Origin of the sequence: Segatella bryantii, assembly GCF_022024215.1 — a bacterium.
Lineage (GTDB): Bacteria > Bacteroidota > Bacteroidia > Bacteroidales > Bacteroidaceae > Prevotella > Prevotella bryantii.
This window is the reverse complement of record NZ_CP091798.1, coordinates 1,209,082-1,223,946: the sequence shown is the minus strand read 5'-3', so window position 1 is coordinate 1,223,946 and position 14,865 is coordinate 1,209,082. Positions and strand designations below refer to the sequence as shown.

12 protein-coding genes are annotated in these 14,865 nt (G+C 49.0%); 7 read left to right on the top strand and 5 right to left on the bottom strand.

Features of this window, described 5'->3' with window-relative positions; genetic code table 11:
- Positions 1 to 13 precede the first annotated feature (13 nt).
- The 7 genes from L6471_RS09140 to L6471_RS09110 all read left to right on the top strand — a co-directional run bounded on the left by L6471_RS09140 (position 14) and on the right by L6471_RS09110 (position 10,797).
- Positions 14 to 3,571 carry a SusC/RagA family TonB-linked outer membrane protein gene (locus L6471_RS09140; RefSeq protein ID WP_237797208.1) on the top strand — a complete coding sequence of 1,186 codons (3,558 nt, stop codon included), beginning with the start codon at positions 14 to 16 and terminating at the stop codon, positions 3,569 to 3,571.
- Between the two features lie 45 nt (positions 3,572 to 3,616).
- Positions 3,617 to 5,092 (top strand): RagB/SusD family nutrient uptake outer membrane protein, encoded by a 1,476-nt coding sequence (locus L6471_RS09135; RefSeq protein WP_237797207.1) that lies wholly within the window; start codon positions 3,617 to 3,619, stop codon positions 5,090 to 5,092.
- Between the two features lie 89 nt (positions 5,093 to 5,181).
- On the top strand, positions 5,182 to 7,113 hold the full coding sequence (locus L6471_RS09130) for a protein-disulfide reductase DsbD domain-containing protein (RefSeq protein ID WP_237797206.1): 1,932 nt from the start codon (positions 5,182 to 5,184) through the stop codon (positions 7,111 to 7,113).
- Between the two features lie 30 nt (positions 7,114 to 7,143).
- Positions 7,144 to 9,432: a TlpA disulfide reductase family protein gene (locus L6471_RS09125; protein WP_237797205.1), complete on the top strand. Its 2,289-nt coding sequence runs from the start codon at positions 7,144 to 7,146 to the stop codon at positions 9,430 to 9,432.
- Positions 9,433 to 9,583: 151 nt separating this feature from the next.
- Complete coding sequence (locus L6471_RS09120) at positions 9,584 to 9,997, top strand: hypothetical protein (protein WP_237797204.1); 414 nt, start codon at positions 9,584 to 9,586, stop codon at positions 9,995 to 9,997.
- Between the two features lie 132 nt (positions 9,998 to 10,129).
- Positions 10,130 to 10,327, top strand: coding sequence for a hypothetical protein (locus tag L6471_RS09115; protein WP_237797203.1), 198 nt, complete (start codon positions 10,130 to 10,132; stop codon positions 10,325 to 10,327).
- 110 nt (positions 10,328 to 10,437) lie between these two features.
- Positions 10,438 to 10,797 (top strand): protein-disulfide reductase DsbD domain-containing protein, encoded by a 360-nt coding sequence (locus tag L6471_RS09110; protein WP_237797202.1) that lies wholly within the window; start codon positions 10,438 to 10,440, stop codon positions 10,795 to 10,797.
- A 116-nt stretch (positions 10,798 to 10,913) separates the two neighbouring features.
- Here L6471_RS09110 and rplS read toward each other — a convergent pair whose 3' ends face one another.
- The 5 genes from rplS to L6471_RS09085 form a co-directional block, all read right to left on the bottom strand.
- Complete coding sequence (gene rplS, locus L6471_RS09105) at positions 10,914 to 11,279, bottom strand: 50S ribosomal protein L19 (RefSeq protein ID WP_237797201.1); 366 nt, start codon at positions 11,277 to 11,279, stop codon at positions 10,914 to 10,916.
- A 106-nt stretch (positions 11,280 to 11,385) separates the two neighbouring features.
- Positions 11,386 to 11,787: a hypothetical protein gene (locus L6471_RS09100; protein WP_237797200.1), complete on the bottom strand. Its 402-nt coding sequence runs from the start codon at positions 11,785 to 11,787 to the stop codon at positions 11,386 to 11,388.
- Positions 11,788 to 12,096: 309 nt separating this feature from the next.
- On the bottom strand, positions 12,097 to 13,461 hold the full coding sequence (mnmE, locus tag L6471_RS09095; protein WP_237797199.1) for a tRNA uridine-5-carboxymethylaminomethyl(34) synthesis GTPase MnmE: 1,365 nt from the start codon (positions 13,459 to 13,461) through the stop codon (positions 12,097 to 12,099).
- Positions 13,462 to 13,481: 20 nt separating this feature from the next.
- Positions 13,482 to 14,354, bottom strand: coding sequence for a nucleoside phosphorylase (locus tag L6471_RS09090; RefSeq protein WP_006283085.1), 873 nt, complete (start codon positions 14,352 to 14,354; stop codon positions 13,482 to 13,484).
- Between the two features lie 135 nt (positions 14,355 to 14,489).
- Complete coding sequence (locus tag L6471_RS09085; RefSeq protein WP_006283086.1) at positions 14,490 to 14,858, bottom strand: DMT family protein; 369 nt, start codon at positions 14,856 to 14,858, stop codon at positions 14,490 to 14,492.
- Positions 14,859 to 14,865 lie beyond the last annotated feature (7 nt).

The window sequence follows — 14,865 nt, the reverse complement described above, 5'->3', positions numbered from 1 at the left end:
AACAATTAGGAGAATGAAAAGAATCAAAGCAACGAAGCGAATGGTCGTTATCCTGCTGATGACGATGCTGACACTCAACGTGGCTGCGCAGTCGGTGAAGGATAAGACCGTGACACTTGACATGACGCAAGTGACCGTGAAGCAGTTCTTTGCGGAAGTGAAGAAACAGACGGGGGTGAACTTTATCTACAGTGCAGAACTGGCAAAGTCCTTCCCTAAGGTGACTGTAAAAGCTCAAAACCGTCCGGTGAGACAAGTGCTCAACGAGGTGATGAACAGCATCAACTGCACTTACGATGTGGACGGTAACATCGTTACCGTGACACGTAAGCTCTCCGGTGCACGCACCCGTACGGTGAGTGGCGTGGTGAAGGATGATGCAGGTGATCCCCTTCCCGGCGTGAGCATCTGTATCGACGACTCAAAGGTGTGTACGATTACCGACATCAACGGCTTCTACACCCTAAAGGTTCCTTCAAATGCTTGCGACCTGAAATATTCTTTCGTGGGAATGGACAATGCCATCGTTCACATGAAACAGGGCAGTGGTCATGCCACACAGGATGTCGTCATGACTAGCAGTGCCGTTATTGACGAGGTGATCGTGACGGGTTATCAGACTATCTCTAAGAAAAACATGACGGGTGCCACAGCCACCATCACAGCCGAGACGCTGCAAGACCGTTATACCAGCAACATCGTCAGCAACCTGGAAGGCCGTATCGCCGGTCTGTCAACCTATGGCGGTGAGTTGAAAATCCGTGGTACCAGCTCGCTCTACGCAGAGACCTCTCCGCTGCTCGTTGTCGATGGTCTGCCCATGGAAGGCCGTTTGAACGACCTGAATATCTACGACATAGAGACCATCAACGTGCTGAAGGATGCTGCCGCCACCGCCATCTATGGTGCGCGCGCCGCCAACGGTGTGATTGTCATCACCACCAAAAATGCGCGCAAGAAGGACAAGGTGGAAATCGACTTCTCTGCCAACCTGACCTTGACAGAGAACCGCAACCTGGACTACCACGATAACTTCTATGTGAATGCTGCCGAGCAGGTGAAAATGGAGTCTGACTATTATGACTACTTCTGGAGCCTTCCTGACAACACAGCTGAATCATATCTGTCGAACATCACACAGGCCACACAACCCACCTCTGCACTTGCCTACGCTTACTATCGCCGCGCAGCCGGTGAGATTTCCGATGCAGAGCTGCAGAGCATCAAAAGCCAGCTGAGCAAGAACAACTTCGCCAAGGAGTTTGGCGATGCCGTCTACCGTCAGCAGGTATTGCAGGAGTACAACCTCGCCCTGCGCTCTCGCACCGATAAGATGCAGAACAACCTGACGCTGAACTTCAAGCACGACAACAGCGGCATCATCAACCACATGAACCGCCAGATGAGCCTGAACTACAAAGGTAGCTTCGACCTGGCCAAGTGGCTCACGGCCAATGTGAGCGTGAACGCACTCTACAACAAGATGCAGTATCAGGGAGACGACTATAACAGCTATGCCACTTTGGGCGGACGCTCTGGCGGAGAGAACATCTGGGCGCATCCCGCTTACGAGCCTTTCTATAATGAAGATGGCTCACGCCGCAAGTTCTACGGCTGGTTCGACGGTAACTTCTACGCAAATATTTGGGACAAAGAGGGACTGGTGGACACCGGAGCCGACCCTGTGGACGAGTTGTACAATAACGTGATTACCACCAACCGCCAGCACATGCGCTATCACGGCGAGTTGCTCTTCAAGATTATCGACGGTCTGACCGCCAGCGCCCAGTACGTCTACGAGACCGACAACGTCAATTCTGAGTGGTATGCCAACGAGAGCAGCCACGTGGCCCGCGTCCTGCGTAATGCCTACACCATGCAGAATAGCGATGGTAGCATCACTCATATGACTCCCGAGTCAGGAGGACTGAAACGCTTCTCCAATACCCAGGGTCACTACTGGACTGCCCGTGGCCAGCTGAACTACATGAAGACTTTCGGCAAACACGCCATCAACGCATTGGCCGGTGTGGAGTTCCGTGAGACCAAGACTTGGGGAAACAACTCCATCCTGCTTGGCTACGACGACCAGTTGCAGACCAGTCTGACCGATAACATCGAGTTCGGCACGCTGAAGAATACTCGCTACAACGCATATGGCTACCCTGGTCAGAGTGGTTTCCCAAGCCGTCAGTTCGCATTTGAGCCCTATATCGAAAACTCGATGGCACTTATTACCGAAATCAAACACCGCTATGGTTCGGGCTATGCCAACTTCACATATACCTACGATGAGAAATACAATGTATTTGCTTCCTGGCGTAAAGACTATGCCGATGTTTACGGTCTGAACGTTGAGTTGCGCGGAAAACCGCTGTGGTCGGTCGGAGGTGCATGGAACATCGACAACGAGTCGTTCATGAAGGACGTGGATTGGGTGAACTACCTGAAACTGCGCTTCAGCTACGGAGGAACGGGTAACATCTACCAGGGTGCCACTTCTTACATGACAGCCTCTACTGGCGAGAACAACTATTACACCAGCCTCCCCTTTGCCAATATCACCAGTCCGGGCAACCCCGACCTGAAGTGGGAGAAGAGCAACATCACCAACATCGGTATCGACTACTCGCTGTTCGACAACCGCCTGCGTGGTGCCCTCGACTACTATTACAAGAAGTCGAAGGACGTGTTCTCCAACAAGCCGCTCGACCCCACAACCGGTTTCACCAGCCTGGTGGTCAATGCTGCCGAGATGCGCAACCACGGTATTGAACTGTTGCTCACCGCCGAGTGGTTCCGCGCCCGCACGGAGAAAGACTTCGGATGGAGCACCACCTTCACCCTTGCCCACAACGACAATAAGGTGACCAAGGTGGAGAATCCTGCCGTGAATGCTTATCAGATTATCAATAATCCATTTAAGGAAGGTTATCCGGCAAGTGCAGTATGGAGTTACCGCTTTGCTGGTATCTCCGACGGTACCGAGGAGAACGGTCATGGTGCCGGTGCTGGTATGACGCTTTGGTACGGAGCCAACGACGTGATAGCCCACGGTCCTGCCGGTGGTCCCGAGATTTTGGAGTACAGCGGTCAGGCTGAGCCAAAGATTATCATGGGTATGGGCAACGAACTGCAATGGCAGAACTTCACCCTGGGTCTCCAGATGGCCTACTACGGTGGTCACGTGATGCGCGCCCTTGCCGAGACCGAAGGCTTTGAACCATCATATGTCACTATTCCCAGCTATTTTCTGCATGCCTGGACACCAGAGAATCCCACTAACACACCTGGATGGGGACGCTATGCGTCGACAGCTCTTGGCAGCGAGCCTCGTTACAGCAACAGGGCTGTCCACGATGCCTCGTTCCTGAAGATTCGTAACATTGTCTTTGGCTACAACTTGCCCCACACCTGGCTGAACTCACTCGGCATCCACCGCATGAGACTGCAGTTCCAGATTGACAATCCTAAAGCCATCTGGACAGCTAACGACATTGGCGTAGATCCTGAGACACTCGGTGTTCGCTCTCGCTCGAACTATATCTTCAGTCTGAACGTGAACCTCTAATGTGATAAGTAATTGATAATTCATCATTCATAAATGAAGACAGATATGAAAACCAAGATAAAGAACATCAGGAACCTCGCAATTGCCAGTATCATGGGTTGTGCCTTAGCAGCAACAACCACCTCGTGCGATGATTTTACTGACATCCAGCCCAAAGGTGAGAATCTGCTCGCCTCTACTAACGACTTGGAGCTGCTGCTCAATACCGATTCATATGACGGAATTATGAGCAACGACTTCCTCATCATCGGCAGTAATATTATTTACAACTACCAAAACGTGCCATCGTTGCTGGCTGTCGACAATAAAGGCAGACAAGCCCTGCTCTATGGCTATTTTGACGACGAGGTAAGTCTGAACACGATTGCCGCCTTGACAAACAGCGACGCCACGTACACCTATTGCTACAATATCATCGGCCGCGTGAGCAATCCCATCCTGAAGCAATTGCCTATGGCCAAAGGCGATGAGGCGAAAAAGAATGCGCTGAAAGCTGAGGCTCTTGTGGCCCGTGCCTTCTGCCATTATGTGGCGCTCCAGAAATTCGCACCAGCCTATAACGGAAGTAATGGCGATCAGGCCGGTATCATCTATATGACGGAGGACAAGGATATCTTGCAGCAACATGAGAAAAACACCATTCAGGAGTGCTTAGACCAGATGCTGGCAGATGTCAACGACGCTCTAGCCCTGAACAGTTTGCCCACCAAATCCATCAACTATATGCGTTGGGGAAAGGCTGCTGCACTCACCCTGAAGGCACACATCCTGATGGCGATGCGCAACTATCCGGAGGCAGAGGCCGCTGCGAAGGAAGCTCTCTCCGTCAACAACAACCTGTACGACTATTGGGCCAATGCAGTGGAGACAACCAGCATGTACAATCCCACTGCTCCACCATATATGAAAGAGGCCCATGATGATCGAAACATTGATGAGTCACTCTTTATCATTCCCAATATGAACTTCCTGTTATGGACCTCCCCCAACGAGTGGGATGCTATGGAGACAAATTATGGTAGACGCGGATTGAACGAGACTATGAATAAGATGCTGGGCATGGACTATGGTATGGTTTATGTGGGACTGCCCGGTTGGGACTCTCCTTACGATGTGATGGATCAGTTATACACTAACGTCATGGGACTCTCAATTCCACAATCATACCTGATTATTGCAGAATGTGAGTTGCGTGCAGGCAATATCGGAACAGCCATGAACTGGCTCGACCAGCTGCGCGCCAAGCGTCTGCCCAGCGACTTTGAGAAACTGGAGGGAACAGTCACAGCCAAGGCTGATGCCATCAAGTGGATGCAGAAAATCGTTGCCAGTGAGTTTGTCTGGCAGGCATGGACGTTCGTATGGCGCAAGCGCTGGAACACAGAGGCAGAGTGGCAGACCACACAGACTCGTACTCTCGGCGGCAAGACCTACACGCTGCGTCCCGACTCGAAGCTCTGGATATTCCCGTTCCCAGTCAACGCTACCGAGAAGAACACGAACCTGACCAACAACTGGTAGGATGGTTGTGACCATGATATCAAGGCCAGCCTCTCTTCTTTGAAGTTGGCCTTGATTTCATCTTTTCATATAAAAAAACACCAAGACGTATGAAAAAAATCTTTCTGCTCAGCACTCTGCTGCTGACGATGAGCATCACCGTGATGGGTGCCGTCAAGAAAACAAAACTACGCGTGCTCTACGTGGGCGGACACTCCAACCTGGAGACGTTTGCCACCGACTACGACAAGGCCGAGAACGAGCGCAGCGTGAAGGAGCGTACCGCCTCGTTCGAGCAGTTCCTCGGCGAGTATTTCACCATGGTGAAGGTGGTGATGGCCGACGACTATAACTACAAGATGTCGTACGACTACGACGTGACCGTGCTGGACGGACAGCCCAAGCCTCTGGAACAGCAGCAGACCGTGATGGACGGACAACGCTTCGTGAAGCGTATCAAGGCCAAGTATTTCCCCGACGACTTCGACCGCCCCGTCATCACGATGGCCGAACTGGGCGAGCGCGTAGGCCGCCGCTTGGGACTGAAGACCGACTGGTACTGTCTCTGCCTCGACCAGTGGGCACACGGCATGCGCACCAGCCACCCCATCTTCAAAGGTCCCTACCGGGTGAAAATGACGCTCGTTGACCGTCCCACGCCCGAGGGAGCCAAGGAGTTTGCGCCCCTGGTGGGCGAGACGCTGCCCGAGACCACCAAGATGTGGCACGTCAACAGCAAGGGATATATGACCGACAAAGGTTTTAAGGTAGGTATGGTGAGCCGTCCTTGGGGCTTTGAGGACTCGCCCGAGGCCGAATGGATATCGGGTGGAGTAAGCTCGAAGTCTATCGACGCAATGGCTCTGGGTCGCCACGGCTCGTTCTTCCACTGGGGATTTGCCGCCGCTCCTATGGACATGACCGACGAGGCCAAGCCCCTGTTGGCCAACGCCATTGTCTATATCTCGAAGTTTGCCGGACAGCACGTCATCGCCCGCAAGCTCTCTGAGGGCATTGCCACCCGCATCGAGGCCAAAGAGAGCGCCTATCGCGTGACCCACAAATGCTGGGAGGAGTATAAGACAAGCATCGAGCAGTTCAACGCACAGACCAAACTGCAGTCCGACTCGCTCAAGGCAGCCAAGGCCGCAGGCAAGGAGATTGGCCGCCAGATGGCCATGTATCTGCAATGGCAGCCACAGCCCATCCCCACCGCTGACGAGTGGATACGCAAGCAGGCTGGACCTCTCTACGAGAAGTTCGGCACCGACGAGGCCGCCTACGCCAAATATTACGAGGAGAACACGCCTTACTTCTACGGTTCGTTCAACAGCTACGGCCTGCAGCTCGACGAGGATGCCAAGAGCCTGGGCATTCCCAACAACGACAAGCGACTGCTCGACAAGGCCATCTCGCTCTGGGAGAGCGGACAGGACGCCGAGAAGGGCCGCCGCCTGCTGGAGCGTTACACCCTGTTGCGCTACGAGACAGCCAGGCAATACCGCGACTGGTATCAGAAATACCAGAACAAGCTGTTCTTCACCGAGAGCGGCGGATGGCTGTGGCTGGTGAACTCGCAGGACAAAAACGTGCCGGGTAACGACTACTCGGTATTGAAATACAACGAGCTGCCCGAGCAGAAGACACCCGAGATTAGCGGAACTACCGACCGCGACAACCCCGTGCTCATCTCCGGCGTGGTGAACGACCTGCCCAGCGGTGACAAAGAGCTGGTCATCCGCGTGAAGATGCACAACGGTTTCCACATCTACGGCTTTGTCAGCGACCAGGACCCCTACATTGCCACCACCTTCGACATACAGACCGAAGGCAACTACCAGAAGGTGGGCGACTTGCAGATTCCGTCGTTCAAGAATCTGGGCACAACCGGCACCACCATCTACGAGGGCGACGTGCTGTTCCGCCAGCGCCTGAAGGGCAGCGGAAAGGGCAAGGTGACCTGCACCGTGAACTATCAGACGTGCGACGAGCATGCCTGTCTGCCGCCACGCGACGTGGAGCTGAGCTTCGACCTGAAGTAGTGAACATTCACTTTAATAGGAAACAAAAAAATGAAAACAACCAAAATCATCATGATGGTCCTGGCCGTGATGCTATCGGCAACGGCTATGGCCAAAGGCTACAAGATTACGGGTCGCCTGACGGGCAACGTAGAGGGCAAAACCATCTATTTGTGCAAGAGCGGAACCGACGAGGAGATAAAGTATCGTCCGCAGACTATCGACTCTACCATCATCCGCAACGGACAGTTTGTGTTTAAGGGAAAGCTCGCCGAGCCCAGCTTGCTGCTGCTGAAGTATTTCCCCAACGACAACCGGGGCGACGAGGAGAACGGCCGCATTGCCATGCGCCCCGTGCTGCCGCTGCTGATGGGCAACGAGAAAGTGAACATCGAGGCCAATGTGGACGACTGGCAGGAGGACTTCCTGACGGCTGTTTACGACACCTACGACTATAAGAACACACAGATCAGCGGCTCGTCCCTGAACGATCTGTACCGCGAGTACAAGCAGGGACGCACCGACTATACCAAGCGCAGAAGCCGCCTGAGCGACGCTTTCCACAAGCAATACTACGATAAGAACAGCGTGACACCGATGGACTACGTGGTGAAAGAACTGGCACGCCAGGACTCTGCCAAGGCCGCAACTAGCGCCTTCTTGAAGGATTTCATCATGCGCAACAGCGACAACCTGGCTGGTGTGGTGGCACTCGACGAGTCGCTCGGCACTTTCGACAACCCCACCATCGAGAGCCTTGTGGCCGCCATCAGCGACAAGATGAAGGCCACCACTCAGGGACAAACCATGCTGACACATGCCAACGTGATTAAGCGTACCGCCGAGGGAGCCCCGTTTGCCGACGTGACGCTGATGGACGCCGACGGACGCGACCACCAGTTGTCGGAGTATCTGGGCAAGGGCAACTACACGTTGCTGGAGTTCTGGGCATCGTGGTGCGGTCCCTGCCGCGGCTCTATTCCCCACCTGAAACAGCTCTACGGTCTGTACCATCCACAGGGATTCGACATTGTGAGCGTATCGATGGACACCGACAACAAGGCCTGGCACAAAGCTCTGGACGAGGAAAAGATGAAGTGGACACAGCTGATTTGCAAAGACGGTTTCGGACAAGTGGCCAAGACCTACAACTTCAACGGCATACCCTACTGCGTGCTCATCGGCCCGAAGGGCGAGATTGTGGAGACCAACTGCCGCGACGCACGCCTGGACCGACAGATGGTAAAGCTCTACGGCAACAAGCTGGAGACCTTCCACCTGACGGCACAGCAGGAAGACCTGACCGACAGCGTGGTCATCATGCCCATGTATTATGGCGACATGCAGCGCGTGGGATTCCAGAAGTACGCTCTGAAAGACGGCAAACTGGACATCACGCTGCCGCTCGACAAACCGCAGAACCTGGTGCTGATGCGCCCGGGCGACTATATGCACACCATCAGCATCCCGGCCCTGCCCGGAGAGTTTGTCAATCTTACTGGCAGCTTTGCCGACATGAAAATCGAAGGCTCGAACTTCTACGAGCAGTATGCCCCCATCGGCGAGAAACTGAACGAGTATCAGGCCAAGATGTCGAAAGACCGCGAGGCCTACGAAAAGGAATACCAGAGACTGGTGAAGAACGAGAAGAAAAACCGCAAGCAGATGGACGCCAACAAGGCAGCCTACATTGAGTCGCAGGAGAAACTGTATGCCGAGTTGAAGAAAGAGATGACCGACTACATCAAGAGCCATCCCAGCAGCGAGGTGAGCGCCACCCTGTTGCAGGTGGTAGAGTCAGACAGTCTGGAGTCCGTAGTGAAAGGACTCAACTACTATGTACGCAACGGCCGCATGAAGCCGGTCATCGATGCCATGCTGAAAAATGCCGAGAACGAGCGTCTGGCCAAGGCTGCCAAAGAGGCCATCAAGCCCGGTGTCGTGGCTCCCGACTTTACGCTCGACGACATTAACGGCAAGCCGCTCACGCTATCGTCGTTGCGGGGCAAATATGTGGTGCTCGACTTCTGGGGCTCATGGTGCGGCTGGTGCATCAAGGGCATGCCCGACATGAAGAAGTATTACGAGAAATATCGTGGCAAATTCGAGATTGTGGGCGTTGACTGTAGCGACGCCGTAGAGAAATGGAAAAAAGCCGTGAAGGACAATGAGTTGCCATGGCTCCACGTTTACAACAAGTCGGCCGACGGCACACCCGAGAAATATGCCGTAGAGGCCTATCCCACCAAGATCATCATCAATCCCGACGGCACCATCAACAAGATTATTGTGGGCGAGAGCCAGGAATTCTATAAATACCTGGATGAGCTGTTGAAGTAAAAATGGCTAAGTTCTGAAAAGAATCACATACCAATAGCATAAGGCAGACCCGGCGGGTCTGCCTTTTTTGTTGCCCTCAAGAATATCGCCATTCCTTTTTTTTCGGGCTGTTGCCTGTCATAATTGGTTCTTTTTTTGTAATTTTGCGGGCATGGACAAAGAAAGCTATGAAAAACGAAAACTATTTGCGGGAGAGAAGAAACCTTCGATGAAACGCCGTTTTGTAGGTCATGACTACACGCGTCGCGGCATCTATATGGTCACGATGGCTGTCGAAGGTCGGCGCCCGCTGTTGGGCCGTGTTTGTGGCAGCGCCGCCGATCCGCGTCTGGAGCTGACCGAACTGGGGCGCGCGGTAGAGAATGAGTGGTGGAACATCCCCCGATACCATCCCGAAGTCAAGGTCTTTGGGATTCAGATGATGCCCGACCACCTGCATGGAATCCTTTTCATCAGCGAGCCGCTGGCATGCGGGCTGAGCGGCATCATCAGGGGTTTCAAGACGGGTTGCGGGAGGGCCTATCGGCGCCTGGTTGCTCCAGGGTATGTTGCGACTGAGTCGTAACAAGCCATCAAGGAGAGCCACCCTGAGCACGGGCTGTTTTTTGAGCCTGGCTACAACGACCTGGTGCTCCGCACCCACGACGAGTATCAGCGTTGGAAGCACTATCTGCGCGACAACCCGCGGCGCCTGCTCATGAAGCGCGAGCATCCCGACTTGCTGCGCCCCTTCTTCAACCTGGCCCTTGGCTCGCACACCTACAACGGCATCGGTAACCGCGCCCTTCTCAAGGCTCCCCGCAGGCTGGCCGTCAGGCTGTCGCGCCGTCTCACCGGCCAGCAGCTCGATGCCGAGGTGGCCCGTTATATAGCGGCGGATGGCTGTGGCTGGTGAACTCGCAGGACAAGAACGTGCCGGGTAACGACTACTCGGTATTGAAATACAACGAGCTGCCCGAGCAGAAGACACCCGAGATTAGCGGAACTACCGACCGCGACAACCCCGTGCTCATCTCCGGCGTGGTGAATGATCTGCCAAACGGTGACAAGGAATTAGTGATTCGTGTGAAGATGCACAACGGTTTCCATATCTATGGATTTGTATCAGACCAGGATCCTTATATCGCCACTACCTTTGATATCCAGACAGAAGGTGATTGGAAAAAGGTGGGTGAGTTGCAGATACCTTCTTTCAAGAATCTCGGCTCAACGGGCACCACCATCTATGAGGGTGATGTGATGTTCCGTCAGCGGTTGAAGGGTAGCGGGAAAGGAAAGGTTATCTGTACCGTGAATTACCAAACGTGTGATAAACATGCCTATCTGCCACCCCGTGATGTGGAGATGAGTTTTGATCTGAAATAAAGCATACAAATAAGATACAATTGTTTAGATTAATATACAGTGGTATAGGGGTGAAAATCCCCAACAAAAAAAGCCTTGCGTGAGCAAGGCTTTTTGATTTCGTTCTTGAAGATTTTTTAGTTCTCTTTCTTGATAACAGTACGCTTCTCTGCAATACGTGCTTTCTTACCAGTGAGTTTACGGAGGTAATACAGCTTAGCACGACGTACTTTACCGACTTTGTTCACCTCGATGATCTCGATGTTCGGACTCTCGATAGGGAAGATACGCTCAACACCTACAGTACCTGACATCTTGCGAACAGTGAAACGCTTCTTGTCACCATGGCCTACAATCTTGATTACAACACCACGGTAGAGCTGGATACGCTCTTTTGAACCCTCAATAATCTTGTAAGCAACAGTAATAGTATCACCAGCCTTGAAATCGGAGAACTGCTTACCGGTTGCAAATGCTTCTTCAGCAACTTTAATCAAATCCATTGTATTATTTTATCATTTAATGATTATTAGTTTCGCGCAACATAGACAGGCTACTCTTCTTCCTTCCATCGGTTACGTCGAAAAAGCGGTGCAAAGGTACAAATAATCAATGGTCATCCACAAGAATGATATTAAAGCTACAATTAGCTAAAGACAGCCAGCCGTCAGCATCAAACTGAACGTAATTGGACCAAAAGAATCCATTCGGTAAATAATCATTTAGTTCTTCTGAATGCCACAGAAAACCATGAGTTTTATATTCTGACAGTTCTTGCTCTAGCCAATTGTATTCAAGTTCGTCGGATGCACCATCAAGGCAATCCTTTCTTATAAGAGCAAATACTTCGTTTTGTATTTCCTTCTTAGCAAAAGTAAGAACGGTTAAGGGCTGCCCCAACTCTACACCGATTCCATAGACAAACCTGCTTACATCAGCTATAGGTTGTCTTGACCTGACAAGCCATAATACAGGTTTAATAACTTTCTCAAATGAATCAACTATTTCCATACTATGCACGTTTTATTGTGCAAAGATACTTTTAAGATATGCCAATTAGAGGCACATGATTCTACTATTTATAGTAATCCACAAAAAAGATACAAAAAAAGGAGCTACAGCTATAGAGGCAGTAACTCCGGTAGTCTCATTGACTTGATCTGATAGTTAGGTGTTTCCCTGAATTATAGATCTAACATGTGGAAGCAATCTATTTAACTCTTCTATAAATCTGCAAACAGCCGAACAAACTTTAACACTTGAAAATAAGCGATTTACAGCGGTTTATTTGCAGATTTTATATTTTTCTTTGCAGTGGGTTCACTTTCCCACGCAGAAATGCTTAAATATATTTCCTAAAACTTCGTGAGTTGTAATCTGACCTCCTGTTATATCAGCAAGCTCTTGCAAACATATACGAAGATCTTCAGCTAAAAGATCACCACTTAGGCTCATTTTCATACCCTCTATGACTCGCTCAATACTTTCTTTTGCCCTTATTAAAGCTTCATAATGACGGGCACTGGTAACAATAATACTATCTTCATCGATTTCTGGAATATCAGATGCTTCATAAAGTTTTTGTTCCAATTCTGTAATACCTATACCTTCTTTGGCACTAATTTGTAATTCTGCAAATGGTCTAAAGTCATAGAAGTTATAGCTAGATTGTGGCTTAATATCCATCTTATTGCTCAAGATAATTACTTGTTTCTCTTTTGAACGATTTTGGATATCTAATACTTCTTCTTTAGATGGTTGATTGTCTAAAATCCACAATACAATAGTTGCTTCTTCAAGCTTTTGATATGCCCGCTTTATTCCGATTTGTTCTACTTTATCTTCTGTCTGTCGAATACCAGCTGTATCAATAAAACGGAAATTAACTCCATGAATATCAATGGTATCTTCTATAACATCTCGTGTTGTTCCATCTATATCACTGACGATTGCCTTTTCCTCGTGGAGAAGCTGGTTGAGTAGAGTACTTTTGCCTACATTGGTCTTTCCTATGATAGCCACAGGTATACCGTTCTTAAGTGCTCTTCCTGTTTCAAATGAATGGGCTAGGGTGGTAATACGTTTATCTATTTTTTCTGCCAATGCTTGTAATTCACTGCGATCTGCAAATTCCAATTCTTCATGATCGCTGAAGTCTAGTTCTAATTCTAATAGACTTGTTAACTTAAGAAGTTGTTCGCGAAGTGTACTTAACTCGCTGCTAAAGTGACCTTTAAGTTGGCTAAGTGCAAGCTTATGTGTAGCCTTATTAGTAGCTGCTATTAGATCTGCAACAGCCTCAGCTTGGCTTAAATCCATCTTACCATTAAGGTATGCACGCTGGGTGTATTCACCTGGACCAGCTTGACGGCATCCTTTTTCAATAAGTGCTTGTATTATATTCTTAACGATATATATACTGCCATGACAATTGATTTCTATGCTGTTTTCTCCAGTATAACTATGAGGGGCATGAAATACAGAAATTAGAACATCATCTATTGTATTTCCTTCTTTGTCGATAATATTACCATAATGCACAGAATTTGCTTTAACTTCTGTCAATGACTTGCGACCCTGAAATATCTGGTCCGTTATGGCGATACTGTCATCGCCACTGACTCTAATAATAGCAATTGCGCCACCTGCTTTAGTGGCAAGGGCGCAAATAGATTGATTTGTCATGTTTTTTTATCTCTAAATAATTAGATTCTCACTAGTACTTTTTCTATCAAACCGTCTATAGTATTCTTATAACTAGAATTAGCTTCACCTGCCAATCGATTAGCAATAACCATACATACTGTAGTAGCTTTATGTCCCATCAATTTAGCAAGACCTGCAACTGCAGATGATTCCATTTCAAAGTTACAAATACGAAGATTCTGATACTCAAAGTTTTCAATTTTTTGGTTCAAAGTAGGATCTGCTAGAGGTAGACGTAATTCTCGACCTTGTGGTCCAAAGAAACCACCACAAGCGATAGTTACACCACGAACCATATCATCGCCCGCTATGCGATCTACCAACTCTTTATCTGCTACAGATACATAAGGATTGCCAATTTGTGGATTCCAAGAAACTTGCTTCTTGAATTCTTTTTCGAAATCTAAATCGCAAGCCTCATTTCGTCCAGCATAAAAATTAAGCAGTCCATCAAAACCAATACTCTTTACACTTGCAACATAGGTTCCGATAGGGGTATTAGGTTGTAAACCACCACATGTACCGATACGTACAATCGTCAATTCACGATGTTCTGGGTTTTCTGTTCGAGTCTTAAAATCTATATTCGCTAATGCATCCAATTCATTTAAAACAATATCGATATTATCACATCCTATGCCTGTGCTTTGCACAGTAATACGCTTGCCATTATAAGTTCCCGTAACAGTTTTGAATTCACGATTTTCTACTTCATCTTCAATTGAGTCAAAGTGAGAAGCAACTAAAGCAACTCGGCCAGGATCTCCTACAAGAATAACTTTATCAGCTAAGTGCTCTGGTTTAAGGTGTAAGTGAAAGACACTTCCATCTTCATTTATAATTAATTCTGATTCTGCAAAATATTTGCTCATAGTTCTTAGTTTTGCTTATTAATAATTTTCTTCTCTTGGATTTAATTCAGTTATAATGTCTTAAATCTAAAATACAAAGTTACATTTTTTCTAGTAATAGAACAAAAGTTTTGACTTTTTTTACCATTCCATGTTCTACTTCATAAAAACGAAATAAACAGCAGCTAGTAAACATGCAAATGCTGCAAAATGATTCCAATGCAAACTCTGTCCTTGGAAAAGAATATTAGCAATAATAGCAAAAACTATTAATGAGATTACTTCCTGAATAACTTTAAGTTGTACCAATGTAAAAGGTCCACCATTATCTATAAAACCTATACGATTTGCGGGTACTTGACAACAATATTCAAAAAAAGCAATACCCCAACTAAATGCGATAACAGCTAACAGAGGCCAGTTGTTACTGACCCCTGTTTCTTGTAATTTTAAATGTCCATACCAAGCTAATGTCATGAATGTATTACTTAGTAGGAGTAATAATACTGTATAAAATGCGTTCATTTCAAAT

What these genes read in the sequence shown, in the direction of transcription:
- L6471_RS09140 (WP_237797208.1), top strand. Translation starts at nt 14, where the DNA reads ATGAAAAGAATCAAAGCAACGAAGCGAATGGTCGTTATCCTGCTGATG.
- L6471_RS09135 (WP_237797207.1), top strand. Translation starts at nt 3,617, where the DNA reads ATGAAAACCAAGATAAAGAACATCAGGAACCTCGCAATTGCCAGTATC.
- L6471_RS09130 (WP_237797206.1), top strand. Translation starts at nt 5,182, where the DNA reads ATGAAAAAAATCTTTCTGCTCAGCACTCTGCTGCTGACGATGAGCATC.
- L6471_RS09125 (WP_237797205.1), top strand. Translation starts at nt 7,144, where the DNA reads ATGAAAACAACCAAAATCATCATGATGGTCCTGGCCGTGATGCTATCG.
- L6471_RS09120 (WP_237797204.1), top strand. Translation starts at nt 9,584, where the DNA reads ATGGACAAAGAAAGCTATGAAAAACGAAAACTATTTGCGGGAGAGAAG.
- L6471_RS09115 (WP_237797203.1), top strand. Translation starts at nt 10,130, where the DNA reads ATGAAGCGCGAGCATCCCGACTTGCTGCGCCCCTTCTTCAACCTGGCC.
- rplS (WP_237797201.1), bottom strand. Translation starts at nt 11,279, where the DNA reads ATGGATTTGATTAAAGTTGCTGAAGAAGCATTTGCAACCGGTAAGCAG.
- L6471_RS09100 (WP_237797200.1), bottom strand. Translation starts at nt 11,787, where the DNA reads ATGGAAATAGTTGATTCATTTGAGAAAGTTATTAAACCTGTATTATGG.
- mnmE (WP_237797199.1), bottom strand. Translation starts at nt 13,461, where the DNA reads ATGACAAATCAATCTATTTGCGCCCTTGCCACTAAAGCAGGTGGCGCA.
- L6471_RS09090 (WP_006283085.1), bottom strand. Translation starts at nt 14,354, where the DNA reads ATGAGCAAATATTTTGCAGAATCAGAATTAATTATAAATGAAGATGGA.
- L6471_RS09085 (WP_006283086.1), bottom strand. Translation starts at nt 14,858, where the DNA reads ATGAACGCATTTTATACAGTATTATTACTCCTACTAAGTAATACATTC.